Genomic DNA, 21,845 nt, shown 5'->3' with positions numbered 1-21,845 from the left:
GCCGGGCCGAGGCCCCCACCGCCGCAGGCCGTGGTCGCGCTCGGCATGCGCTGCGCCGGCCAGGGCTGTCTTCAACGCCCCATCGCCGCAGCCCTGTTGTGCCGGACCCGGGGCAGCCGGCCGACCTGGCGCACGGGCGTGCGCACCGCCCCCTTCCGCGCCCACGCCCGGATCGAGGCCGAGGGCGAACCCGTCGACGAACCCGCCGAACCCGCCCACTTCCACCCGCTGGTCACCATCGCACCGCAGCCCCGCCCGGGACGCCCGGGACGCCCGCCGGGCCGTTGACCGCGGCGGGTCGGTCGGCGAGCGGGGCGGCCGAGCGGCGCAGAAGTCGGCGGGGTCGACTTCCCGTGCGTTCGGGCGGTGGGTTCGCGGCCGGGGCACGGAGCGCCGCCGGTGCGTGGGAAGTCGGGCGGGCCGACTTCCCGTGCGCGCCCGGCCGGGGCCGCTACCGGTGCGGGGCCGGGACGCCGGCGGCGCGCAGCCTGGCCTCGGTGAGGGCGGTCAGCCGGGCCGAGACCGGGGCCTCGTCGTCGCGGTGGCGGTCGATCAGGCGGTACTGGACGGAGGCCCTGGCCCAGGCCCGCAGGCTGTCGGGGTCTCCCAGGAGCGCGGGGTTGGCCAGGCAGCGGTCGGCCATGGCGGCGGCGAGCTCCTCGATCCTCGGATCGTCCGGCGCCCAGGCCTCGGCCTCCTGGCCGCGTCTGGCCAGATCGACGAACTCCGGGTCGTCCAGGCGGTGTTCGAGCTGGGACAGGAAGCCGTCGAAGCCCTCCGGCACCAGGGCCCGCGCCAGCACCAGGGCCTCGCGCTGCGCCGCCACGTAGTCGGGGCCGAAGCCGAGCCCGGGCATCCGCTCCAGGGCCGCGCAGGCGCGGTCGGGCAGCAGGGCCCGGTCGCCGTCGGCGAGCCGGTGCAGGGTGTCGCGGCGCGCGGTCAGTTCCGCGATCCGTTCGTCCAGCCGCCGCTCCACGTCGGCGAGGGCGGCGGTGAACCGCTCGCCGTCGGCGTCGAGCAGCGGCCCGATCTCCGCCAGCGGCACCCCGGCGGCGGCCAGCGTCCGGACCTGCACCAGCCGCAGCAACTCGGCCGACCCGTACCGCCGGTAGCCGGAGGCGTCGCGCTGCGGCTCGTCGACCAGCCCCTGCCGGTGGTAGTGCCGCACCGTCTTCACCGTGACGCCGACGTACGCCGCCGCTTGCCCGATCGTGACTCCGTTTGTCATTCGTTCAGCCTGCCGTACGACCGGATGCCGCGGGGCCGGGCCCGGTGCCGAACACCTCGTCGACGAGCCGCCGCTGGGCGCCCTGGAACGCCGCCGCGATGGACACGTCGGCGTCGTCCACGTAGTTCAGCCCGGCGGTGAGGGTCGTGCCGCCGTCCGGCGAGCCGTACATCAGCGCCGCCGAGCCGATGGTGGCGCCGTTGTGGTGGAAGACGGTGCCGCCCGCCCTCTCCTGGGCGAACAGCCCCAGTCCGTAGCCGACCGTCGCTTCCGGCGTGCGCATCTCGGCCAGCAGGCCGGGCGGCAGCAGCCTGCCGCCGAGCAGCGCGGAGACGTAGGTGTGCAGGTCCCGGGTGGTGGAGATCATGTCGCCGCCGGCCGCGACCCAGGACGGGTCGTGGCGGGTGACGTCGAGCGTCCGCTCCCGTCCGGCGTCCTCGTAGCGGTAGTAGCTGCGGGCGTGCGGCGCGGGGACCTCCGGCGAGGCGCCCGGCGCCACCGTGCCGGTCAGCCCCAGCGGCTCCAGGACCAGCCGCCGCAGCTCCTCGGCGAAGGGGCGGCCGCCGACCCGCTCGACCAGCAGCCGGGCCAGCACGTAGTTGGTGTTGGAGTAGCTCCAGCCCGCCCCCGGCGCGAACCGCGCCGGCCGGGACAGCGACAGCCGCACCAGCTCCTCGGGCGGGTACGTGCGGAAGCGGGCGTCCACCCACTCCTTGCCCCGCCACGGGACGCCCGGCACGAACGTCCCGTCCTCCGCCAACTCGCCGGTGTGGCTGAAGACCCCGCTGGTGTGCTGCAGCAGCATCCGCACCGTGATCCGCCGGTCCAGCCCGAACCCGGGCAGGTGGTCGCCGGCCGGGTCGTCCAGGGCCAGCCGGCCCTCGGCGACCAGCAGGAGCACCGAGGTCGCGACGAAGCTCTTGGTGACGCTGCCGACGCGGAAGTGCCCGTCGGCCGGTGGCCTGCCGTCGCGGCCCAGCTCGCGGGCCCCGGCGCTGCCGACCCACTCGCCGCGCGCGTCGTTCACCCGCACCTGCACCCCGAGGAAGCCGGATTCGGCGATCTCCTCGATCGCCCGCCGCAGCTCCGGGCGGTCCGGACCGTGGCCGAGGTGGTGGGTGGAGTGGTGGGTGGTGGACATGCTGCCCCCTCGTATCCGTGGGGCCCGCGTGGTCATCGGGCCCGATGAGGGGAGCCTGCACCCTGACCCGAGGTCAACCTCAACCGTGATCCGGCTCACAGCCGCGGCGTGGACGGGGGCGGGAGGACCCGGAGCCGGGGCCGCCGTCGGCACGATCGGGAAGACGGCGGCCCCGGCCCCGGTACGGGTCCGTACGGGCGGGGCATCGACCGCGGGGTTGCCCGTACGGCTGCGGTCGGCACCCATTCCACGACTTCAACAGGACTTGAAGTCAAGCCCCGTCCGAGGCGAGGCCCCGCCCGAGGGTGCCGTTCCGGGGCGGGGTAGCCTCGCTGCGGCGGGGGACTGCGGAGGACAGACACGGACAAGACGGACAGGGGCGGGCGGATGACGGAGCAGCACAGCTACTGGCGGGTGTCGGACGGCGCGGCGGTCGGCGCCACCCAGGCGCACATCGTGTGGACCCGGGCGGCCTACCCCGCCCTGGTGGAGGTGGCGCGCCGCTACCACGCGGTGATCAGCTACGCGGACCTGGCCGAGGCGGTGCAGGAGGCCTCCGGGGTACGCACCCGGGTCAACCAGCGGCACTGGATCGGCAAGGTGCTGTCCCTGGTGATCCGCGAGGCGCACCGGCGCGGCGACCCGCCGCTGACGGCCCTGGTGGTGCACGCCACGGACGGCCGGGTCGGCCCCGGCTACCAGGAGGTGCTGGCGGTGGCCGGCCAGCCGCCGGTGGCCGCGGAGATGGACCGCGAGCAGCACGCGGCCGCCGCCCGCCTGGCCTGCTACCGGCACTTCGGCGCCGACCTGCCCGCCGACGGCGGCACGCCCGCCCTGGCCCCGCGCCTGCGCGCCTCGGTGGAGCGCAAGGCTGCCGTCGCCGCCCCGCCGCGCCCGCCGGCGATCTGTCCGACCTGCTTCCTGGAACTGCCCGCGACGCGGGTGTGCGACTCCTGCGGGGCGACCGTCGCGCCGTGAGCGGGGGAGCGCGGCCGTGAGCCGGGGGCCCGAGGGCTGAGCGGGTGGGCCCGAGGGCTGAGCCGGGGGCTGAGTCGGGGGCCCGAGGGCTGAGCCGGCGTCACGTCACACGGCGGCGGGCAGCCGCCCGGGCATCTGCCAGCCCTCGGCGAGGCGGGAGGGGGACAGGCGCCGCCCGTCGCCGAAGAACTCGCAGAACTTCATGATCAGCGGGTCCCAGCCGACCGGGTCGACGTAGTGGTCGCTGCCGGGCACCAGCAGGCTCTCCTCGACGTGGGCGCGCACCACCGACACCTCGAAGGCGGTGCGCCCGCCGCCCGTCAGCGCCGTCGCCGACTCCACCCGGCACTCCAGCTGCACCGGGCACTCGGCGGCACGCGGCGCCCGCACCAGCTCGCCGGGCAGCTCGGTCATACCGGCGGCGGCGAACTTCCGCCGCTCGTGGCGGTAGCCCTGCTTCAGCCGGTACTCGGCGATCCGCGGGGCGGCGGTCAGCAGCGCGAGGGCGTCCACGGCGTCCACCTGCGCGGAGGAGGGCAGGTTGAGCACGCACTCGCCCTCGCGCCGCAGGTTGGCGGCGGTCTGGGAGCTGTCGCCCAGACCCAGCACGCAGGACTGCCCCAGCCACCACGCCGAGGACATCGGCATGAGGTTGGCGCTGCCGTCCTCGTTGCGGGATCCGATCAGCACCACCGGGGTGCCGAAGTAGAGAACCTTGAGATCGATGACCTTGTGCACGGGAACTGCCGTCCTCGGGATGGGGAATCGTTGCGGTCACCGACTCTGCCCCGGCCCGGCCGGGGGCGCTGGCGGTGATCGGACATCACGTTCCCGCAGGTCCCGCAGGTCCTGCGGCTCCCGAGGACGGCAGGGCCCGCCGCGGCGGGCGCTCCGTCAGCCCACCGGCCCCCGGGCGGCGATCAGCCGGGCCCGGCCGTCGCGCAGCCGGTAGGACAGGCCCACCACGGACACCTTCCCCTCGGCGACCTTCGCGGCCAGCGCCTGCGAGCGCTCCACCAGCAGGTCCACGGTCTGGCGGATGTGCTCGTCCACGATCCCGTCGCTGTCCTCGATGCCCGCCGCCTTCGCGGACAGCACGCTCGGGGTCACCCGCTCCACCACGTCCCGGACGAAACCGCCCGGCAGCTGCCCCTGCTCCAGGGATTCCAGCGCCGCCGCCACCGCACCGCAGGAGTCGTGGCCCAGCACCACCACCAGCGGGCAGTCCAGCACGCTCACCCCGTACTCGATGCTGCCCAGCGCCTCCGCACCGGTGACGTGCCCGGCGGTGCGCACCACGAACAGGTCGCCCAGGCCCTGGTCGAAGATGATCTCGGCGGCCAGCCGGGAGTCCGAACAGCCGAACAGCACCGCGAAGGGCCGCTGCGCCGGGGCGAGCGCCGCGCGGCGCCCGGCGTCCTGGTTGGGGTGCTCGGGGTTGCCCGCGACGAACCGGGCGTTGCCCTGCATCATCACCCGCAGCGCCTGGGCGGGGTCGGTCAGGAAGTCGTCCGTGGGGCCGTCGAGCGGGCCGGGCTCGGGCTCGGATATCGGTGTGGGGATCATGTCTGCACCCTAGATCGCCGCAGGTGGAGCCCGCAGCCGGGGGTCAAGGGTCGGACGGCCCCACGGACGGGCCCGTACGACCCCGTGCGATCCGCATGCGACCCCTGTACGGCCTCATGCGCCCCGTGCGGGCCCGTACCGCTCCGACGGGGGCCCGGGCCGCGGGTCCGGCGGCTGCGGGGCGGGGCGGCGGGTGGGGCGGCTACGGGGCGGGGCGCAGGGCGAGGACGGTGACGTCGTCGCGGCTGTGGCCGCCGCTCCAGCGCCGGGCCCGCCGGTCGAGGGCCTCGGGCAGGGCGTCGGCGGGGGTGGCGGCGAGGTCGGCCAGGCCCTGTTCGACCGGGTAGAACGTGCCGGAGGCGTCCTGCGCCTCGGTGATGCCGTCGGTGAGCAGGACCAGCACCCCGTCCCCGGGCAGCGCGAAGCGCCGCACGGGGCGCGGCTCGCCGGGGGCGGCCAGGGCGGCGAGGCCGAGCGGGATGCCGGCGTCCAGGGGGACGGGCTCCACGCGGCCGTCGGCGTGCAGCAGGTAGGGGGAGAGGTGGCCGCAGTTGACGGCCCGTACCTCGGTGGCGGAGCCGTCCCCTTCTCCGGTCCTGGCCCCTTCGCCGGTCCCGTTCCTGTTCCCGTTCCCGGTGCCGTTCCCGTCCGGGCCGCCGACGCACAGCACGGTGGCGGTGACGAACCGCTCCTGCTCGCCGCTCTGCACCGCGTACGCGTTGTGCCGCTCCACCGCCGCCTCCAGGGCATCGGCGACGGCGGGCAGCCGCGCCTCGCGGAAGGCCGCCTCCCGGAAGGCGCTCAGCACCGCGAAGCCCGTCCCGATCGCGGGCAGGCCCTTGCCCTGGACGTCGCCGACCAGCACCCGGGTGCCGTGCGGGGTCTCGGCGACGTCGTACAGGTCGCCGCCGACCATGGCGTCCTCCTCCACCGGCCGGTACAGCCCGTCCAGGCGCACGTCCGGGGTGGTGACGGGCAGCGGGCGCAGCAGCTGGCGCTGGAGGGCGACGGCGCTCTGCCGCATCCGCGACAGCTGCCGCTCGCGCCGCACCCGCCGCGCGCACAGGCCGATCGCGGCAGCCTCGGCGGCGACCACGCCCACCAGGGTGCCCAGCCGGGCCGGCAGGTCGCCGGGCGGGACCACCAGCGAATGGAGCACGACCACGGCGGTCACCCACACCGAGACGGCCACCGTCTGGGCGATGGTGCCCAGACCCGCCATCAGCGCGGGCAGGAACACCAGCAGCAGCACCAGGCGGGAGCTGGTGCCGCTGGCCGCCTGGACCAGCAGCACGGCGGCGGTGGCGGCCAGCACGCCGAGCACCACCGTCCGGTTGGCGGGGGCGCGCGGGGCGGCGGGCTGCTGATCCTTGCGGTCCACCCCTGCCGTCCTCTCCGCCGCCCGGCCGTCCCTCCAGGGTGGTCGGCGCGGCGGGGCGGGCGCGAGCGGGCTGCGCCGGGCGGGGGACGGCGACTGTCGGCGGCGCTCGGTACGGTGGCCGGTGTGTCCTCCCCGTCCACGCCCCCGCCCCCGTCAGCGCCGCAGCCTGTGCCGCCGTCCCCGCCCGTGCCGCCGTCCTCCCGTGCGACCCCGGCGGGCCGGGTGCCGATCGACGACCTGGTGCGGCTGCGCCGGGCCCGGGACCGGATGGACCGCGAGTACGCGCAGCCGCTGGACGTGCCGGCGCTGGCCCGTACCGCGCTGATGTCCTCCGGCCACTTCTCGCGCAGCTTCCGCACCGCCTACGGCGAGACCCCGTACAGCTACCTCATGACCCGACGGATCGAGCGGGCCAAGGCGCTGCTGCGGCGCGGGGACCTGAGCGTGACCGAGGTGTGCATGGCGGTGGGCTGCACCTCGCTGGGCTCCTTCAGCACCCGCTTCACCGAGCTGGTCGGGCAGAGCCCCAGCGCCTACCGGGCCGGCGACCACGAGCCGGGCGCGGCGATCCCGGCCTGCATCGCCAAGGTCCGCACCCGCCCGGTGCGCCGCGCGGAGGCCAAGGAGGCCAAGGGGACGAAGGGGGTCAAGGGTGCTGAGGACGCCGAGGGTGCCCGGCGGGACGGCGGCCCCGGCGCTCCCGTAGCGTGACGCGCATGAGCATCGAACTCGCGCAGTGCTTCATCGCCGTCGACGACCACGACCGGGCGCTCGCCTTCTACCGCGACGTCCTCGGCTTCGAGGTGCGCAACGACGTCGGCTTCGAGGGCATGCGCTGGGTCACCGTCGGCTCGCCCGACCAGCCCGGTGTGGAGATCGTCCTGGAGCCGCCGCTGGCCGACCCGCACGCCTCCGAGACCGACCGCCGGGCCGCCGCCGAACTCCTCGCCAAGGGCCTGCTGCGCGGTGTCATCTTCCGCACCGACGACTGCGACGCCACCTTCGAGCGGCTGCGGGCGGCCGGCGCCGAGGTGCTCCAGGAGCCGATGGACCAGCCCTACGGGGTGCGCGACTGCGCCTTCCGCGACCCGTCGGGCAACATGCTGCGCTTCAACCAGCCGCGCACGAGGTAGCGGCCGGCCGGCGGCCTGTGCGGCCTGTGGCGGCCCGGGGCGGGTCAGACGGGCTGGAGCCGGGTGTGCAGCAGGCAGAACTCGTTGCCCTCCGGGTCGGCCAGGACGTGCCAGGCGGCGTCGGCGGGCTGGCCGACGTCGACCGGCTCGGCGCCGAGCGCGAGCAGCCGCTCCAGCTCGGCGTCCTGGTCGCGGTCGGTGGGGTTGACGTCGATGTGCAGCCGGAGCTTGCCGGGCCTCGGCTCGCTGTTGGGGAGGAAGAAGAGGGTGGGCTGCGGGCCGCCGAAGCCGGTGCCGGGCGGCCCGATCTCGATGGTGCCGCCGCCCTCGCGGCCGACTTCGACGTAGCCGAGGACCTCGCTCCAGAACGCGGCGAGCCGCTCGGGGTCGGCGGCTTCGATGACCAGTTCGCTGATGCGGCATGCCATGGTCCGTCAGCCTACGTCGATCATGTCGCGGCGCAAGGGGATTGATCCGCCCGCCCGGACGACGGTACGCCTCCGGGGCCGGAGGCCGATGCGTGGGGATCCCGATCCCGCTCGACCTCGAAGGGCCCGACGGGTCCGCGGACGCCTGCCCGCGGGCCGGGCGGCGCGCGGGGGCGTTCGCGCAGGCGGACGGCCCGGCGCGCACCCCGGTGCGGCACGATGGGGCGATGGAGAGCACTCGACAGACAGTCAGTTCCGGCTCGCCCCTCGAACCGCGGATCGGTTTCTCCCGGGCCGTGCGCAAGGGCGACTACGTCGCGGTCGCGGGCACCGCCCCGATCGGCGAGGACGGCGCGCCGGTCGGCCAGGGCGACGTCCACGCCCAGACCGTCCGCTGCCTGGACATCGCCGAGGCCGCCCTGCGGGAGACGGGCGCCACGCTCGCGGACGTCGTGCGGACCCGCATCATGCTCACCGACATGAGCCAGTGGCGGGAGGCGGCGCGCGCCCACGGCGAGCGCTTCGCGCAGATCCGCCCGGTCACCACCTTCGTGGAGGTGTCGCGTTTCATCGACGAGCGGTGGCTGGTGGAGGTCGAGGTGGACGCGGTGATCGGCTAGCGGGCCGACCGGGCCGACCGGGCCGACCGACCGGGGCGGCGGCGCTACGGGCGGGGCCGCCGGACGGTGGTCGGCCGGTGGGGGAATGAACCGCGGGATGGGTGCTGTTGTCGCAGGTCGAGATACCCCCACCCGTATTTTTTCGGGCATCCGGCACCCCGGACACCCGAGAACGGAGCCCCCGTGAACCGCCCCGCCGAAGCCGTACGGCCCGCCGCCCCGCCCCCCGACGCCCCCGCGAGCGGCGGCGCCCCCGAGGGCGGCCGACCCGGGCCGCTCGGCCGCCTCGGCGTCTGGTCCACCCGGCACTTCAAGGCCGTCCTGGTCGGCTGGCTGATCGTCGTCATCGGCCTCGGCGCCTTCGCCCCCAAGGTCACCACCGCACTGTCCGGCGCCGGCTGGCAGGCCAACGGCTCCCAGTCCGTCCAGGTCCGCGAACTCGCCGAGCAGCACTTCGCCGGCAACGCCTCCTCCGCGATCCAGATCGTCGTCGCCGCCGACCGCCCCGTCACCGACCCGGCCGTCCAGCAGGTGATCACCGCGGCCGGCGACCTCGCCGCCGCCGACCCCCGGGTCTCCACCGTCATCGCCCCCCAGCCCGGCGCCACCATCAGCCCCGACGGCCGCACCGCCGTCCTGCTCGCCGGCGCCAAGGCCTCGCCCGACGACATGGTCCGCGCCGCCGACGACCTCAAGGAACCCCTGGGCGCCCTGTCCACCGACGGCGTCGGCGTCCACGCCACCGGCGCCTCCGTCCTGTGGAGCGACTTCAACAAGGCCAACCACGACGCCATGATGAAGTCCGAGTTCATGTCCTGGCCGGTCACCCTCGCCATCCTGGTGCTCGCCTTCGGCTCCCTCGTCGCCGCCGGCCTGCCCCTGCTGCTCACCATGGCCGGCCTCGCCGCCTCCGCCGGCTCCCTGGTGCTGATCAGTCACCTCTTCCCGGTCTCCGTCTGGGCGATGAACTTCGCCATGATGTTCGCCCTCGCCCTGGGCATCGACTACGCGCTCTTCCTCGTCGTGCGCTTCCGCGCCGCCCGCCGGGCCCCCACCGCGCGCGGCACCGCCGGGGCCGCGGACGCCGTGCGCGCCGTCGCCGAGACCATGGACACCGCCGGCAAGGCCGTCCTGCTCTCCGGCGCCACCGTCCTGATCAGCCTCTCCGCCGTCATGCTCGTCCCCTCCCCGGCGTTCCGCTCGATGGCCGGCGGCATCATGCTCGCCGTCCTCTTCGTCCTCGCCGCCACCCTCACCCTGCTGCCCGCCGTCCTCGGCCGGCTCGGCCACCGCGTCGACGCCCTCGCCCTGCCCCGGTCCAGGTCCGCCCGATCCGACACCTCCGCCTCCCCGCGCTTCGCCGCCTGGGGCGAACGCCTGTGGAAGCACCCGCTGGGCTACGGCGCCCTCGCCCTCGCCGCACTGATCGCCCTCGCCGCCCCCGTCATCGGCCTGCGCACCGCGATGCCGTCCATCACCGTCCTGCCCGAGGACGCCAGCGCCCGCGCCGGCTACACCGCCGTCCAGCAGGCCTTCGGCCCCGGCGCCCCCGGCACCCTGCAGATCCTCACCCCCACCGACCGGGCCGCCGACGTCACCGCCCGGGTCGCCGCCACCCCCGGCATCGCCGCCGCCATGCCCGCCCAGCCGGCCGCCGACGGCTCCGGCTGGTCGATGATCCAGGCCGTGCCCACCGTCGACCCCTCCAGCCCCGACCTCTCCGGCACCGTCCACACCCTGCGCGCCGAACTGCCCGCCGACACCATGGTCGGCGGCGCCGCCGTCGAGAACCTCGACCTGCAGCACCTGCTCACCGAGAAGACCCCGCTGGTCATCGGCGTCGTCATGGCCCTCGGCTTCCTGCTGCTGCTCGCCGCCCTGCGCGCCCCGCTGATCGCCGCCCTCGGCACCGCCGCCAGCCTGCTGTCCACCGGAGCCGCCTTCGGCGTCGCCCGCCTGGTCTTCCAGGACGGCCACGGAGCCGGCCTGCTGGGCTTCACCCCGCAGGGCTTCCTCGACGGCTGGGCACCGGTGTTCTTCTTCGCGATGATCTTCGCCATCGCGATGGACTACACCGTCTTCCTCCTCGCCTCCGCCAAGGAGCACTACGAACGCACCGGCGACCCCAAGGCCGCCATGACCGGCGCCCTGGCCCACTCCGGCCGGGTCGTCTTCGCCGCCGCCGGCGTCATGGTCGCGGTGTTCTTCACCTTCGCCCTGTCCGGCCCGCTGCCGCCCAAGGAGATGGGCATCGTGCTCGGCACCGCCGTCCTCCTCGACGCGGCCCTGGTGCGGCTCGTCCTGCTGCCCGTCCTGCTGCGCCTGACCGGGCACGCCGCCTGGCACACCCCGCGTTGGCTGGACCGGGTGCTGCCGCGGATCACCTTCTCGCACGACTGACGGGCCACCCGCCCCGCGCACCGGCGCCCCGGCCCCCTGGTCGGGGCGCCTGCGCGCGGGCGCCGGGCCGCCCTACCGGCCGCGCCGCAGCGCCCCCAGCACCGCCGACAGGTCCTGCTCGGCGATCTCCGGGTGCGCCAGCAGCACCTCGCGGGCCGCCGTCAGCACCGGGCCGCCGCCCGCCAGGGCGAGGTCCTTGGCGGCCAGCCGGACCGGAAAGTCCGACTCCGTGCCGAACGCCCGGGCCGCCACCCCCGCGAGCGGCCCGGCCGACAGCACCTCCCGCGCCTGCTCCTGCGGCACGCCCAACTCCTCGGCCACCGCCAGGACTTCGCCCAGGGCGGTGACGCAGGCGACGATCGCGCCGATCACCACCACCTTCAGCGCCGCGCCCGAGCCCGGGCCGCCGCAGCGCCGCACCCGGCCCAGCTGCTCCAGGACGGGCTGCGCGCGGTCCAGGTCCGCGTCCTCGCCGCCCGCGAGGATCGTCAGGCCGCCGGTGGCCGCCGGGCCCGTGCTGCCCAGCACCGGGGCGTCCACCAGGGCGACGCCGTCCGGCAGCCCGGCGCGCAGGTCGGCGGTCGCCCGCGGGCCGATCGAGGACATGTCGATCCACAGCGCGCCCGGCGCCAGCTCCGCCGCGCACCGCCCGGCCACCTCGGCGACGGCCGCCGGGTCGGACAGCATGGTGACGACGACGTCCGCGCCGCGCACGGCCTCGGCCGGGGTGGCGGCCTCGGTGACCCCGGTGAGGCCGGCGGCGCGGCCGGGGGAGCGGTTCCAGACGGTCAACGGGTGCCCGGTGCCGGCGAGTCGGCGGGCCATCGGCAGGCCCATCCGGCCCAGTCCCAGAAAAGCGGTCTTCTTCATGGCCGCCACGCTAGGCAGCCACGAGCCAGGCGACAAGCGAATGTCCGGCATGGTAGTCATGCGCAATGGACATGGCTTGGCTGGACGTCTTCCGCACCGTCGCACACCTGGGCTCCTTCACCGCCGCCGGCGAGCGCCTGGGCTACACCCAGTCCGCGATCTCCCGCCAGATCGCCACCCTGGAAGGGGAGTTGGGCACGCCGCTGTTCGACCGGCTGGCGCGCGGCGTACGGCTGACCGAGCACGGCCGCGCCCTGCTGCCGCACGCCGAGGCGATGCTGCAACGGCTCGACGCCACCCGGCGCGACCTGACCGCCCTCACCGAACTCACCGCGGGACGGCTGCGGGTGGGCGCCTTCGACAGCGCCAACGCCGACCTCGTCCCCGGCGCCCTCGCCGCCTTCCGCGCCGCACACCCGGACGTGGAGATCGGCCTCACCGAGGGGCTGGCGGCGCACCTGCTGGACCTGCTCGCCGAGGGGGCCGTCGACCTCGCCCTCGTCGCCTCGTACACCGAACCCGCCGACGACGGCGACCGCTTCGACTTCCGCCCGCTGATGGACGACCCGGTGCTGGTCGCCCTCCCGCGCGGGCACCGCCTCGCCGGACGCCGCCGCCTGCGGCTGGCCGAACTCGCCGACGAACCCTGGATCGCCGCCCGCCGCCACGCCGAATCCACCCTCCTCGCCGCCTGCGTCCGCAGCGGGTTCCAGCCCCGCATCGAGTACACCGTCGCCGCCTGGACCGCCAAACTCGGCCTGGTCGCAGCCGGGTTGGGCGCCACCCTGATCCCCTCCCTCGCCGCCCGCGTCGGCCGCCCCGGCATCGCCCTCGTCCCCCTGCACTCGGACGACACCCCGGTCCGGCAGGTGTACACGGTGACCAGGCGCGGGCAGCGGGTGCCGCCGGCGGTGGCGGCCTTCGAGGCGCTCCTGCACGAGGCCGCCGGTTAGCGGCGCAGGGCGAGCACGGCGGTCAGGGCACTGACCGCCGGGCCGCCGAGGAGCAGGACGGCCAGATGGCGGGGCCGGGACTGCAGGGTCAGGCGGAAGCCGCCCACGCGGAACTCCAGGAACGGGCGAGGGGGCCGCTGTGCACGCGCATCGGCTCAGCAGACGGTGTCCGCGGCCGGCAGTGCCCCCGTCGACAGGTAGGCGTCCACCGCCGCGTTCGCGCACGCGTTGTAGGCGTTGAGGTAGAGGGTGTGGACGCGGCCCGGGACGGTCACCAGGCGGGAGCCGGGCAGGCGGGAGTGCAGCGCCAGGGCGCCCTGATAGGTCGCGTGGGTGTCGCCGGTCGCGTGGAGCTGGAGGGCGGGGACGGCGTTGCGGACCTCGACGGGCGGCTCCAGCGGGGCGCTGCGCCAAGCGGCGCACGGGACGGGGGCGTTGTAGACCGGGCCGAAGACCGGTTCGGCGGCGCGGGAGCGTTCGACGGCGTCGCGGTACCAGGGGGCCGAACGCGGCATCGCCACGTCGTCGCACAGGATGCCGAGGGTGGATGACAGGCCGGCGCCGGCCTCCGGGCCCGGGGCGAGGAGCATGGTCAGCAGCTGGTGCAGGGCCGGGCCCGCCTGGACCGGCCGGCCGTCGGCGGCGTCCAGCAACTGCCGCAGCACGTCCGCGCACAGGGCGCCGTCGCGGTCGTCGCTCAGGCAGACCGCGAGCAGCACCGGCAGCAGGGCCCCGTCGAGCCGGAAGCCGTCGACGGCGATCGGCGCCGCCTCGGCCCGGCGCACCAGCTGCTCGACGGTGGCCCGCACCGCCGCCGGGGTGGCGCCCAGGTGGTAGGCGCCGTCCTGCGGCGCGGCCCAGGCGGCGAACTCGTCCAGGGCGCGCTCGTTGGCGCCGGCCATGTCCTGGAACGCCCCCATGCCGTACCGCGCCGGGTCCAGGGCGCTGTCCAGCACCAGCCGGTCGACGCGCTGCGGGAACAGCTGCGCGTACACCGCCCCCAGCATCGCGCCGTAGGACTGCCCGAAGAAGGAGGTCCGCTGCTCGCCCAGCGCCGCGCGCAGCACGTCGACGTCCCGGGCGGTGTTGCGGGTGGTCAGGTGGGGCAGCAGATCGGGGTGCTTGTTCCAGCAGGCGTCCGCGTCGGCCTTGGCCAGGCGCCAGGCCTGCTCGAAGCCCGCCCGGCCGGTGCCGGCCGAGCGCAGCCACGTGCCGCGGGTCAGGCCGCAGTCCGGCCCGCCGGCGCCGACCCCGCGCGGGTCCATGCCGACGATGTCGTAGGCCGCCGCCGTCCCGGGGGCCAGCTGCTCCCGCAGCGCGACCGGCATGTCCAGCCCGCGGTCGCCGGGGCCGCCGGGGTTGGTCTGCAGGACGCCCCGGCGCTTGGCCGGGTCCGCGGACCTGATCCGGGAGACGGCCAGGGACAGGGTGCGGCCCCGCGGCTCGCGGTAGTCCAACGGCACGGTCAGGGAGGCGCATTCGGCGCCGGCGGCGGCCAACTGCGGCTCCTGGCAGGCGGTCCAGGCGAGCGGCTGGCGGCGGTAGGGCTCCAGCTGATCGGCGCCGGCCGAGGAGGCGGAGGCGGGGGCGGCGAAGGGCGCCGAGGGAGCGGAGGAGGCGGGGACGGCTGCGGTGAGCACGGTGGCCGCGGACAGGGCGAGGGCGGTGGCGAGCGCCGGTGCGGTCTTCATGTCGGCCAGCCTAGAAGGGAGTTGACCACAACCGGGGATCCGGCCCCCCGATCCGCCTTGACCTCAAGTCGGCTTGAGGTCCTACGGTCGGTCGCGTCCTGACGATCAGTCGATCGTCGATCGGCCGAAGGAGCACCGGACATGACGATCAAGACCTACGAACCGCAGATCATCGCCGCCCAGCCCATCGGGGCATGGACCGGCGAGGTCTTCCGCCGCCTGGTGGTGGAGGGCCTGCGCGAACAACTGGCGGTGGAAGGCCTCACCCAGCCCCACTGGTGGACGCTCAACCACGCGGCCGGCCGCCCCGGCGGATGGACCCGCACGACCCTGACCGAGCGGCTCACCCCCTACGACGACCAGGACACCGCCTTCGACACCGTCTACGACGACCTGATCGCCCGCGGCTGGCTGACCGAGGACGCCGACGGCGCCCTCACCCTCACCGAGGAGGGCGAGGCCGGCCGCCTGCGCGCCCGCGAACGCAACCTGAGGATCAGCGAACGCGCCCACCAGGGCATCGACACCGACGAGTTCGTGACCACCATCAACGTGCTGCGCCGCATGGTGGCGAACCTGGGCGGCAACGGCAACCTCCCCGACTGACCACCCCCGACCGACCGTCCCGACCGACCGCCCCCGGCAGGACGGCACGGGCCCGGCCACAGGACGGAATTGACCCATGGAAACCGTCGCCGATTGCCACCTGATCGACGGTCTTTCCATCCATAGGCTGGTCACATGACGACGACGAAGAACACCACCGCCCCCGTCCTGACCCGCTGCGCCGAGGCCGAGACCTGCACCGACCCGAGCTCCACCATGACCCTGCTGGCCGACTCGGCCCCGGAGGAGGGCGGCTTCACCGTCTACCGCTCCACCTTCGCCGCCGGCGCCCCCGGAGCACCCGCCCACTTCCACACCCGGGCCTGGGAGTTGTTCTTCGTGATCAGCGGTTCGCTGCGGGTGCTGGTCGGCGAGGAGGTCTCCGTGCTGGGCGCGGGCGACTTCCTCGCCGTGCCCCCGAACACCCCGCACGCCTTCGCCGCGGCCCCCGGCGCCGAGGCCGACGTGCTGTGCGTGTTCACCCCCGGCATGGACCGCTTCGACTACCTGCGCCTGCTGGGCAGCGTCATGCGCGGCGAGAGCGACCCGGGCGCGATCGCCGCCTCGGCGGAGCGCTTCGACAACCACTACGTGGACAGCCCGGCCTGGCGGGCGGCCCTGGCGGGCGACGGCGCCTGAGCCCCGCACGCCGCCGCCCGCCGGGTCCGGGCCGCCCGACGGCTCCGGTCCGCTCGACGGGCCGGGCCCGCCCGGGTGTGGAACGGTGGTAGCCCGGGAGTGTCCCGGTCGCGAGAGGAGTGGCCATGTCGTCGAAGCGCCGACGCAAGAAGAAGGCCAGGGCCAGGCGCGGGGCCAACCACGGCCGCCGCCCCCAGTGCTGAGCCGCGGCTGAACGGGTGAGGCGCGCCCGGACGGCCTTCCCGGCCGCTCCGGGCGCCGCCCGAAGCGCCCTTGCCCCCGGAGCCCCGGCTCAGAGCCGCCCGCGTCCCAGGAAACCGCCGCGCGCCACCTTGTGGTACTGGCAGTAGCCGACCCAGTTCGCACCGAACGCCAGCTCCAGGACCACGCCCCGCCCGTCCGCGCGGACCTCGCTCAGCAGCTGCGCCGCGTCCACGTCCGCCGGCGTCTGCTCGAACACGTAGAGCCGGTTGATGTACGGGCCCGCCGGGATCGGGTCCCGGTTGGGGATGCCGTCCCGGTCCCAGGTCAGCGTCGCGCCGGGGCTGGACAGGCAGGGGGACTGCATCCGCCGGCCGTCGGCGTCGACTCCGCCGTCGCGGTGCCAGCGCAGCGCGTGGTCGAGGCTGCCGGCCGGGTCCGGCCCCTGGCCGTGGGCCTGCCACGGGGCCACGGCCGCCGCCTCGATCCGCCGCAGGGCGTCGAGGACGTCGAGGACGTCCCCGGCGTCCTCCCGGACGACGAAGTAGGCGCGGGCGTAGATCCGGCAGACCAGCAGGGTGTCCCGGGGGTGGTCCAGGCCGTAGGAGGACGGGAGGGTGGACTGGTCCAGGACCTGGGTCAGCACGTGCTCGACCCCCTCCACCGCCCCCAGCGCCTCGACCAGTCCCCGGATCCGCTCCCGCTCCGCCGCCCGGGCCGCCCGCGCCGCCGGCGAGTCGATCAGCTTCAGCCTGCGCCGCTCGGTGGGCCAGTGCATCGCCCGCAGCGACTGCACACCGTTGAGGACCGGGTTCACCAGCATGACGACGAGGTGGACGAGGCTCGTGGCCACGTCCTTCAGCAGCTTCTTCACCAGCAGGGGGTCCTCTCGGGTCGCACACGCGTCTGCGCCCCACACCCTGTCCCGCCCGCACCCGGCCCCGCAATCCGCGCCCGTACTCAACTCCCCTCCGTGCCCGGCCGGTTGCCGAGCGCGTCCACCGCCGGCCGCCGGCCGCCGGGTCGATTCGGAGCAGCCGGGCTCCACCGGTCCACCGGTCCACCGGTCCACCGGTCCACCGGTCCACCGGTCCACCGGTCCACCGGTCCACCGGTCCACCGGTTCGCCGCCCCGCCGCCGGGGCGATCGTCGGCGGCGTGGCCTACGGTGGCGCCATGGACGAGTACGCGGTGCCGGTCCTGCCCAGCCGGGACCTGGACGAGACCCAGGAGTTCTACGCCCGCCTGGGCTTCGAGCCGCGCGGGCGCTGGGACGGCGAGGACGGCTACCTGATCCTCGTCCGGGGCACGGTCGAACTGCACTTCCGCCACGACCCCGGGGTGGACCCGCTGTCCACCGCCGCCGGTTGCTACCTGCAGGTGCGGGACGCGGACGCACTGCACCGCGACTGGGCCCGGCACGGCGTGCCCACCGACCCGGCCACCGGCAGCCGCCTGACCCCGCCCGCCGACACCGCCTACCGGATGCGGGAGTTCGCCCTGGTCGACCGCAGCGGCAATCTGCTGCGGATCGGCAGCCCGCACGGGCCCCGGTAGGCCCGGGCCACGTCCGTACGGCGACCCGTTCGCGAGGGCCCGCGCGCGCTCAGGGGCTCGCGGGCTCCGCGGGCCGGCCACCGGGGGCCGGCGACGGCGTGCGGGAGCGGCTTCGCAGGCCGGTGACGACGAACCACAGGCAGGTCAGCAGGGCCATGGCGGAGAACGTCGCGATGAGCAACTGGGTGTCGGGCATGTCGTCGTCGGGGTAGTGGGTACCCAGCACGCGGGCCGTCGCCGGGTGGTCCGCGGCCACCTCCAGGGGAACGGTCACGCCGACGGCCGGGTGGGCGCCGGCGCGTCCGAGCCGCCACGACCCGGGCGGGTCCACGGAGTTGAGCGAACGGACGCCCATGTGATCGCGCGTCGGTGCGCGTCGGTGCGTGTCGGTACGCGCCAGCGCCGTCAGCGCGTGGCCACGGTGGTCGTCACGCGGACGAGCGAGGGCCGCCGCGGGGTGGAACCGAAGCCGAACCGCACCGGTGCGACCGGTGCGAGCGGGCCGAGCCGTCGGCCGTCGAGCACGGCGGTCACCGCGGTGACCGCGTGGAGGTCGCGGACGCCGTACCACTCGCGCCGGCCCCGGCCCGCGGTGCCGCGGGTCCGCACGCCGAGCAGGAGCCGGGCGAGCGGGTCGGTCAGCGCGGTCCAGCCGGGCCGGGCCGCGATCGGCCCGGGCACCGCCCTGAGCGCGAGCCCCAGAACGCCGCGCCGCCCGGTGGTGAAGCGCAGGTCGAGCGGGCCCGCCGTGACCCGCCAGCGCGTCGCGCCCCGCTGCACCGCGACCGGTACGACCCGCACCCGGTCGAAGGCGTACGTGCTGGCGATGAACTCCGCCGTCCCCTCGGTGGGCGCCAGCAGGATCCGGGTGCCGTCGGCGTGCTCGACCATGACGTCGGAGAACGGCCCGAACGGCGAGGCCGCCCAGTGGCCCACGACCACGCGCGTGCCGGAGGCCGTGCCGATGCCGGCGATCCAGCCGTCGAAGCGCAGCCGGCGCGGGCCCGCAGGGCCCCGGGCGGTCGCCGGGCGACGGGCCCGGGCCGTGTGCGACGGATCCATCGCTCCTCCTCGCACGCCCGGCGGGCCGCCTGCGGCATCCATCCTCGACGGCCCCCCGGGCCGTGTCCACGCGGGACCGGACGGCGCCCGGGGGAGAGGGGCCGGCACCCGGGCCGCCTCCGCCCCGCGGTCGGGGCCGCCGTCCGTCGGCCGACCGAGCGGCCGACCGGCGGCCGACCCCGCCCGGTCGCGCGAGAAGGGCCGAACCGGCCTGCTACACCGTGCCGTTGGTCCGCAGGGCGGCTGCCGCGCGGACTCGCCGGCGCAGGAACAGGGCGGCGCGGTCCAGCGCCTCGTCCGCCTCGTCGAGGACGCCGGCGAACGCCTGGAACACGTGCGGCACGTCGGCGGTGACGTCGAGGACGACGTCCACGCCCGCCGCGTTCGCCCGGGCGGCCAGGCGGGTGGAGTCGTCCAGCAGCATCTCGTTGCCGCCGACCTGGAGCAGCATCGGGGGGAAGCCGGTCAGGTCGGCGCAAACGGCCGGGCTGAGCAGCGGCTGGTGCGGGTCGGCCCCGGCGAGGTACATGGCTCCGGTGCGTTCCAGTCCCGCGCGGGTGAAGACGGGGTCGACGCCCTCCCTGGTCTCCATGCTCGCGCCGCTGCGGGTCGCGTCGAGGCCCGGGGAGAAGGCCAGCAGGGCGGCGGGCAGCGGCAGGCCCGCGTCCCGCGCGGCGAGGCAGGTGGTGACGGCCAGGCCACCGCCGGCGGAGTCGCCCGCGAAGACGACGGCCGAGGGGTCCTCGCCCCGGTCGAGCAGGGCGCGGTAGGCGCTCAGGGCGTCCTCGATCGCGGCCGGGAAGGGGTGCTCGGGGGCGAGCCGGTAGTCCAGCGAGTACGCCCCGAGGCCGGTCCTGGCCACGAGGTTCCCGGTCAGGGAGAGGGCGGTCCCTGGCGAGCCGAAGACCCAGCCGCCGCCGTGGAAGTAGAGGATCGTCCCGGCGGCGCCCGGGGCCGCCCGCTCTCCCGTGCCGGGCCCGCCGATCGGCTCCACCCGCAGGGCGGGGCGGCCGCCGAGCGTCGTCGGGGCGGTGCGGATGCTGTCGTGGGGCACGATCATCCGGGCCATCAGCTCCCGGAATCCGGCCCGGATCTCCTCGACCGACCGGGGCCCCGCGGGGCCCTGCTGCCGCAGGAACCCGTCGACCCGGATGCGCTGCTCCCTGCTCATGGGCGTGCTCCTGCCGTAAGTAGCTTCCGGTACACTATATGCCGTGGAATATACATCGAGCGGTGACCGTGCCGAGGCCGGGCTCCCCGGGCTCTTCGCCGACCTGGTCCGGTGCGAGACGCGCCTGTACAACGCCCTCGGCGACCGCCTGCGCGAGCGGCACGGGATCGTCCTCTCGCAGTACGAGTTCCTCGGCTACCTGCGCGACCACCCGGGCTGCCGAGTGGCGGACATCGCCGCCGAGTTCGCCATCGGCGTCGGCGCGACCAGCAAGGGCGTCGACCGCCTGGAGAAGCTGGGATGGGCGGCCCGCCGGCCCAACCCCTCGGACCGCCGGTCCTCGCTGCTGGACCTCACCGACGCCGGTGCGCGGCTCGTCCGGGACGCCGAGCGGACCTACACGGGCGCCCTGGCCGAACTGCTCGGAGGCGCCCTCGACGCCCCCTCGCTGTCGGCGGTCGCACGGGCCCTGTCGACCCTGCGGTCCGCCCTCGAACGCGACCGGGTCGGCACGCCCACCGGCTGACCGGAACCCGGCCGCTCCCGGCGCGACCACCCGCCTGCCGCTCTCGGAGGCCCCCGACGCCCGTGGTCGGGCGGGCGGCCCCGCGCCGGGCCTAGGACTCCAGCCCGTTACGCCGCCCCGGCGTCCCGCCTACGGTCCTTTCCCGTGGACACGACAGGGATTCTGGACGAAGCACTCCAACGACTGCACACCTGCGGGCCCGAGCGGCTCGGACGGCTCACCAACCACGCGCCGATGGCCGTCGAGGCCCTCACCGCCCGCGGACAGGCTCGGTCGGTGCACCGCTGGCTCGACCTCTACGCGCGCAAGCTGGAGGACCTCCCGCCCCGCGTCGAGCCGGTCACGGACACCAACTGGCGCACGGCGCTCGGCGACCCGAGGCGTGCGGCCGACTGGATCGGCCACTTCGAGCGGGAGGTCGCCGAGCGTCCCTGGCGCGAGGTGCTGGCCCGGTGGTGGCCGCGGCTGCTGCCCGGCCTGTACGGCGGGTCGACGCACCCGGTGATCCGGGCGGGCCATGCGGTGCGCACGCTGCTGGCCGGCGAGGCCACCGGGCCGCGCCTGGCGGAACTCGCCCACGGCCTGGGCTACTGGGCGGCCCGCCACCGAACCGTCGCGGTGCCCGACCGCCTGCCGGGCGCCGCCTCCGCGGCCGCCGCCCTCGACGCGGTGCCGGCCGTCGACGTCCGGGACGGAGGCTTCCCGGCGAGGCTCGGCCGCGTCACGGCCCTGCCGGTGTGGGCCGGGGCCGAGGCGCCGCACCCGGGGGAGGTGCCCGGCCGCCTCGCCGAACTGGTACGGGCGGCGACCCACCGCTACGCCACCCACGGCCACGGCGAGGAGACGATGCTCGTCCACGCGGCCACGGCCCCCAACGCCGTGCTGCGCACGCTGCCCGCGCTCCCGCGGGCACTGTGGCCGGCGAGCCTGCGGGCGGCCTGGACGGCCTCGGCGGCGGTGACGGCGATGTACGCGCCCGCCGCGCCGGCCGCGTACGTCCCGCCCGGCGCGTTCACCCCCGAGGAGGTCTTCGAGCGGGCGCTGGCGCACGGCGACGAGCACGTCATCAAGCTGACGGACACGGCCCTGGACGTCGGCGACGCACCGGCCCTGACGGCTGCCCTGCGCGCCATGGAGCTGAGCGCCCCGCTGGGATGAGGCGTACGGCGCGGGGCCGCCGGAATCGCCCGCCGGGACCGTCGTCGGAATCGACGGCGTGAACGTGTACATGAGGGGCGGCAACTCCCCGACGGCGCCTGCCGCATGCCTTCCGAACGCCGACCCCGACGCCCGCGCGACCGTCGCGCACAGACCGGCACCTCACCGCCTCCACCGCGAAGGAGTCCTGACCATGCGGAAGTTCATCCTCGATCTGGTCGAGCGCACCGTCGCCACGTACGCCGCGGCGTTCCTCGGCCTGCTGCTGGCCGACAGGTTCGACCTCACGTCGATCAGCTCACTCAAGGCGGCGGCGGTCGCGGCGCTGCCGGCCGCACTGACCGTGCTCAAGGGGGCGGTGGCGACCCGCGTCGGCGACTCGACCTCGGCCGCCCTGCTGGGCCGCCCCCGCGAGTAGCCGGACCGGCCGGCGAGGGGGGGGGGGCGCCCCCCCGCGCCCCCCCCCCCCCCCCCGGCCCTCCCCCTTTCTCTCTGCTTCCCACCCCGACAAGTCGCTTCCCGTTGGGGGCGCGTGG

At 75.9% G+C, this 21,845-nt stretch carries 24 protein-coding genes and 1 pseudogene; 13 read left to right on the top strand and 12 right to left on the bottom strand.

The genetic code is table 11. The features are described 5' to 3' along the window. Positions 1 to 24 precede the first annotated feature (24 nt). Positions 25 to 288 (top strand): annotated as a pseudogene (locus tag ACFVGO_RS23215) (lasso peptide biosynthesis B2 protein); the annotation flags it as partial. A 163-nt stretch (positions 289 to 451) separates the two neighbouring features. Here ACFVGO_RS23215 and ACFVGO_RS23210 read toward each other — a convergent pair. Both ACFVGO_RS23210 and ACFVGO_RS23205 read right to left on the bottom strand, forming a co-directional pair. After that, the gene (locus ACFVGO_RS23210) at positions 452 to 1,228 is read right to left on the bottom strand and encodes a MerR family transcriptional regulator (RefSeq protein WP_380633784.1); all 777 of its coding nucleotides are present in this window, start codon (positions 1,226 to 1,228) and stop codon (positions 452 to 454) included. A 4-nt stretch (positions 1,229 to 1,232) separates the two neighbouring features. Then, positions 1,233 to 2,369 carry a serine hydrolase domain-containing protein gene (locus tag ACFVGO_RS23205; RefSeq protein WP_380633783.1) on the bottom strand — a complete coding sequence of 379 codons (1,137 nt, stop codon included), beginning with the start codon at positions 2,367 to 2,369 and terminating at the stop codon, positions 1,233 to 1,235. A 387-nt stretch (positions 2,370 to 2,756) separates the two neighbouring features. On the opposite strand from ACFVGO_RS23205, the gene ACFVGO_RS23200 reads away from it, so the two are divergent. Continuing rightward, positions 2,757 to 3,347 carry a hypothetical protein gene (locus ACFVGO_RS23200; RefSeq protein ID WP_359906603.1) on the top strand — a complete coding sequence of 197 codons (591 nt, stop codon included), beginning with the start codon at positions 2,757 to 2,759 and terminating at the stop codon, positions 3,345 to 3,347. Positions 3,348 to 3,452: 105 nt separating this feature from the next. On the opposite strand, the gene ACFVGO_RS23195 is transcribed toward ACFVGO_RS23200, so the two are convergent. From ACFVGO_RS23195 to ACFVGO_RS23185, 3 genes are all read right to left on the bottom strand, one after another. Next, positions 3,453 to 4,085 (bottom strand): flavin reductase family protein, encoded by a 633-nt coding sequence (locus tag ACFVGO_RS23195; RefSeq protein WP_359906600.1) that lies wholly within the window; start codon positions 4,083 to 4,085, stop codon positions 3,453 to 3,455. Between the two features lie 156 nt (positions 4,086 to 4,241). Continuing rightward, entirely contained in the window at positions 4,242 to 4,820 is a 579-nt protein-coding gene (locus tag ACFVGO_RS23190) for a carbonic anhydrase (protein ID WP_359906652.1), read from the bottom strand. Between the two features lie 295 nt (positions 4,821 to 5,115). Then, entirely contained in the window at positions 5,116 to 6,294 is a 1,179-nt protein-coding gene (locus ACFVGO_RS23185) for a PP2C family protein-serine/threonine phosphatase (RefSeq protein ID WP_380633780.1), read from the bottom strand. 222 nt (positions 6,295 to 6,516) lie between these two features. On the opposite strand from ACFVGO_RS23185, the gene ACFVGO_RS23180 reads away from it, so the two are divergent. After that, on the top strand, positions 6,517 to 7,005 hold the full coding sequence (locus ACFVGO_RS23180) for a helix-turn-helix transcriptional regulator (protein WP_380633778.1): 489 nt from the start codon (positions 6,517 to 6,519) through the stop codon (positions 7,003 to 7,005). A 5-nt stretch (positions 7,006 to 7,010) separates the two neighbouring features. Continuing rightward, positions 7,011 to 7,427, top strand: a complete 417-nt coding sequence (locus ACFVGO_RS23175; protein ID WP_380353322.1) for a VOC family protein — start codon at positions 7,011 to 7,013, stop codon at positions 7,425 to 7,427. Positions 7,428 to 7,471: 44 nt separating this feature from the next. Here ACFVGO_RS23175 and ACFVGO_RS23170 read toward each other — a convergent pair whose 3' ends face one another. Then, positions 7,472 to 7,855, bottom strand: coding sequence for a VOC family protein (locus ACFVGO_RS23170; protein WP_380633776.1), 384 nt, complete (start codon positions 7,853 to 7,855; stop codon positions 7,472 to 7,474). Between the two features lie 227 nt (positions 7,856 to 8,082). Here ACFVGO_RS23170 and ACFVGO_RS23165 point away from each other — a divergent pair, with 227 nt between their 5' ends. Both ACFVGO_RS23165 and ACFVGO_RS23160 read left to right on the top strand, forming a co-directional pair. Further along, on the top strand, positions 8,083 to 8,475 hold the full coding sequence (locus ACFVGO_RS23165) for a RidA family protein (RefSeq protein WP_380633774.1): 393 nt from the start codon (positions 8,083 to 8,085) through the stop codon (positions 8,473 to 8,475). A gap of 183 nt (positions 8,476 to 8,658) precedes the next feature. Then, the gene (locus tag ACFVGO_RS23160; protein WP_380633772.1) at positions 8,659 to 10,875 is read left to right on the top strand and encodes an MMPL family transporter; all 2,217 of its coding nucleotides are present in this window, start codon (positions 8,659 to 8,661) and stop codon (positions 10,873 to 10,875) included. A gap of 72 nt (positions 10,876 to 10,947) precedes the next feature. Here ACFVGO_RS23160 and ACFVGO_RS23155 read toward each other — a convergent pair whose 3' ends face one another. Continuing rightward, the gene (locus ACFVGO_RS23155; protein WP_380633770.1) at positions 10,948 to 11,745 is read right to left on the bottom strand and encodes an NAD(P)-dependent oxidoreductase; all 798 of its coding nucleotides are present in this window, start codon (positions 11,743 to 11,745) and stop codon (positions 10,948 to 10,950) included. A gap of 65 nt (positions 11,746 to 11,810) precedes the next feature. Here ACFVGO_RS23155 and ACFVGO_RS23150 point away from each other — a divergent pair, with 65 nt between their 5' ends. Next, positions 11,811 to 12,698, top strand: coding sequence for a LysR family transcriptional regulator (locus ACFVGO_RS23150; protein ID WP_380633768.1), 888 nt, complete (start codon positions 11,811 to 11,813; stop codon positions 12,696 to 12,698). 155 nt (positions 12,699 to 12,853) lie between these two features. Here the strand turns inward: ACFVGO_RS23150 and ACFVGO_RS23145 are convergent, their stop codons facing one another. Next, complete coding sequence (locus tag ACFVGO_RS23145; protein ID WP_380633766.1) at positions 12,854 to 14,389, bottom strand: alpha/beta fold hydrolase; 1,536 nt, start codon at positions 14,387 to 14,389, stop codon at positions 12,854 to 12,856. Positions 14,390 to 14,530: 141 nt separating this feature from the next. Between ACFVGO_RS23145 and ACFVGO_RS23140 the strand changes: the two genes are divergently transcribed. Together ACFVGO_RS23140 and ACFVGO_RS23135 are read left to right on the top strand one after the other, a co-directional pair. After that, complete coding sequence (locus ACFVGO_RS23140) at positions 14,531 to 14,995, top strand: MarR family transcriptional regulator (protein WP_380633764.1); 465 nt, start codon at positions 14,531 to 14,533, stop codon at positions 14,993 to 14,995. 135 nt (positions 14,996 to 15,130) lie between these two features. Then, positions 15,131 to 15,634, top strand: a complete 504-nt coding sequence (locus ACFVGO_RS23135) for a cupin domain-containing protein (protein WP_380633762.1) — start codon at positions 15,131 to 15,133, stop codon at positions 15,632 to 15,634. A gap of 292 nt (positions 15,635 to 15,926) precedes the next feature. Here the strand turns inward: ACFVGO_RS23135 and ACFVGO_RS23130 are convergent, their stop codons facing one another. Continuing rightward, on the bottom strand, positions 15,927 to 16,709 hold the full coding sequence (locus ACFVGO_RS23130) for a hypothetical protein (RefSeq protein WP_380633760.1): 783 nt from the start codon (positions 16,707 to 16,709) through the stop codon (positions 15,927 to 15,929). 302 nt (positions 16,710 to 17,011) lie between these two features. On the opposite strand from ACFVGO_RS23130, the gene ACFVGO_RS23125 reads away from it, so the two are divergent. Further along, positions 17,012 to 17,392 (top strand): bleomycin resistance protein, encoded by a 381-nt coding sequence (locus ACFVGO_RS23125; protein ID WP_380353343.1) that lies wholly within the window; start codon positions 17,012 to 17,014, stop codon positions 17,390 to 17,392. Between the two features lie 49 nt (positions 17,393 to 17,441). Here ACFVGO_RS23125 and ACFVGO_RS23120 read toward each other — a convergent pair whose 3' ends face one another. The 3 genes from ACFVGO_RS23120 to ACFVGO_RS23110 all read right to left on the bottom strand — a co-directional run bounded on the left by ACFVGO_RS23120 (position 17,442) and on the right by ACFVGO_RS23110 (position 19,625). Further along, complete coding sequence (locus ACFVGO_RS23120; RefSeq protein WP_380633757.1) at positions 17,442 to 17,747, bottom strand: hypothetical protein; 306 nt, start codon at positions 17,745 to 17,747, stop codon at positions 17,442 to 17,444. A 50-nt stretch (positions 17,748 to 17,797) separates the two neighbouring features. Beyond that, positions 17,798 to 18,454, bottom strand: coding sequence for a hypothetical protein (locus ACFVGO_RS23115; protein ID WP_380633755.1), 657 nt, complete (start codon positions 18,452 to 18,454; stop codon positions 17,798 to 17,800). A gap of 214 nt (positions 18,455 to 18,668) precedes the next feature. Next, a complete protein-coding gene (locus ACFVGO_RS23110) occupies positions 18,669 to 19,625 on the bottom strand; it encodes an alpha/beta hydrolase (RefSeq protein WP_359906557.1) in 957 nt (318 codons plus the stop codon). Between the two features lie 43 nt (positions 19,626 to 19,668). Here ACFVGO_RS23110 and ACFVGO_RS23105 point away from each other — a divergent pair, with 43 nt between their 5' ends. From ACFVGO_RS23105 to ACFVGO_RS23095, 3 genes are all read left to right on the top strand, one after another. Next, positions 19,669 to 20,151 (top strand): MarR family winged helix-turn-helix transcriptional regulator, encoded by a 483-nt coding sequence (locus ACFVGO_RS23105; RefSeq protein WP_380353350.1) that lies wholly within the window; start codon positions 19,669 to 19,671, stop codon positions 20,149 to 20,151. A gap of 144 nt (positions 20,152 to 20,295) precedes the next feature. Then, on the top strand, positions 20,296 to 21,309 hold the full coding sequence (locus tag ACFVGO_RS23100; RefSeq protein WP_380633752.1) for a questin oxidase family protein: 1,014 nt from the start codon (positions 20,296 to 20,298) through the stop codon (positions 21,307 to 21,309). A 193-nt stretch (positions 21,310 to 21,502) separates the two neighbouring features. Further along, complete coding sequence (locus ACFVGO_RS23095; protein ID WP_359906548.1) at positions 21,503 to 21,727, top strand: holin; 225 nt, start codon at positions 21,503 to 21,505, stop codon at positions 21,725 to 21,727. Positions 21,728 to 21,845 lie beyond the last annotated feature (118 nt).

The organism is Kitasatospora sp. NPDC057738 (assembly GCF_042798815.1).
Taxonomy (GTDB): Bacteria; Actinomycetota; Actinomycetes; order Streptomycetales; family Streptomycetaceae; genus Kitasatospora; species Kitasatospora lactacystinica.
Note: the sequence above shows the minus strand (reverse complement) of the source record. Positions and strands in the feature narration are given on the sequence as shown.

Coding starts and splice junctions, on each gene's coding strand:
- ACFVGO_RS23110 (WP_359906557.1), bottom strand. CDS start 19,625: ATGAGCAGGGAGCAGCGCATCCGGGTCGACGGGTTCCTGCGGCAGCAG.
- ACFVGO_RS23200 (WP_359906603.1), top strand. CDS start 2,757: ATGACGGAGCAGCACAGCTACTGGCGGGTGTCGGACGGCGCGGCGGTC.
- ACFVGO_RS23145 (WP_380633766.1), bottom strand. CDS start 14,389: ATGAAGACCGCACCGGCGCTCGCCACCGCCCTCGCCCTGTCCGCGGCC.
- ACFVGO_RS23115 (WP_380633755.1), bottom strand. CDS start 18,454: ATGGATCCGTCGCACACGGCCCGGGCCCGTCGCCCGGCGACCGCCCGG.
- ACFVGO_RS23120 (WP_380633757.1), bottom strand. CDS start 17,747: ATGGGCGTCCGTTCGCTCAACTCCGTGGACCCGCCCGGGTCGTGGCGG.
- ACFVGO_RS23125 (WP_380353343.1), top strand. CDS start 17,012: ATGGACGAGTACGCGGTGCCGGTCCTGCCCAGCCGGGACCTGGACGAG.
- ACFVGO_RS23210 (WP_380633784.1), bottom strand. CDS start 1,228: ATGACAAACGGAGTCACGATCGGGCAAGCGGCGGCGTACGTCGGCGTC.
- ACFVGO_RS23190 (WP_359906652.1), bottom strand. CDS start 4,820: ATGATGCAGGGCAACGCCCGGTTCGTCGCGGGCAACCCCGAGCACCCC.
- ACFVGO_RS23095 (WP_359906548.1), top strand. CDS start 21,503: ATGCGGAAGTTCATCCTCGATCTGGTCGAGCGCACCGTCGCCACGTAC.
- ACFVGO_RS23205 (WP_380633783.1), bottom strand. CDS start 2,369: ATGTCCACCACCCACCACTCCACCCACCACCTCGGCCACGGTCCGGAC.
- ACFVGO_RS23150 (WP_380633768.1), top strand. CDS start 11,811: ATGGACATGGCTTGGCTGGACGTCTTCCGCACCGTCGCACACCTGGGC.
- ACFVGO_RS23140 (WP_380633764.1), top strand. CDS start 14,531: ATGACGATCAAGACCTACGAACCGCAGATCATCGCCGCCCAGCCCATC.
- ACFVGO_RS23155 (WP_380633770.1), bottom strand. CDS start 11,745: ATGAAGAAGACCGCTTTTCTGGGACTGGGCCGGATGGGCCTGCCGATG.
- ACFVGO_RS23170 (WP_380633776.1), bottom strand. CDS start 7,855: ATGGCATGCCGCATCAGCGAACTGGTCATCGAAGCCGCCGACCCCGAG.
- ACFVGO_RS23165 (WP_380633774.1), top strand. CDS start 8,083: ATGGAGAGCACTCGACAGACAGTCAGTTCCGGCTCGCCCCTCGAACCG.
- ACFVGO_RS23135 (WP_380633762.1), top strand. CDS start 15,131: ATGACGACGACGAAGAACACCACCGCCCCCGTCCTGACCCGCTGCGCC.
- ACFVGO_RS23175 (WP_380353322.1), top strand. CDS start 7,011: ATGAGCATCGAACTCGCGCAGTGCTTCATCGCCGTCGACGACCACGAC.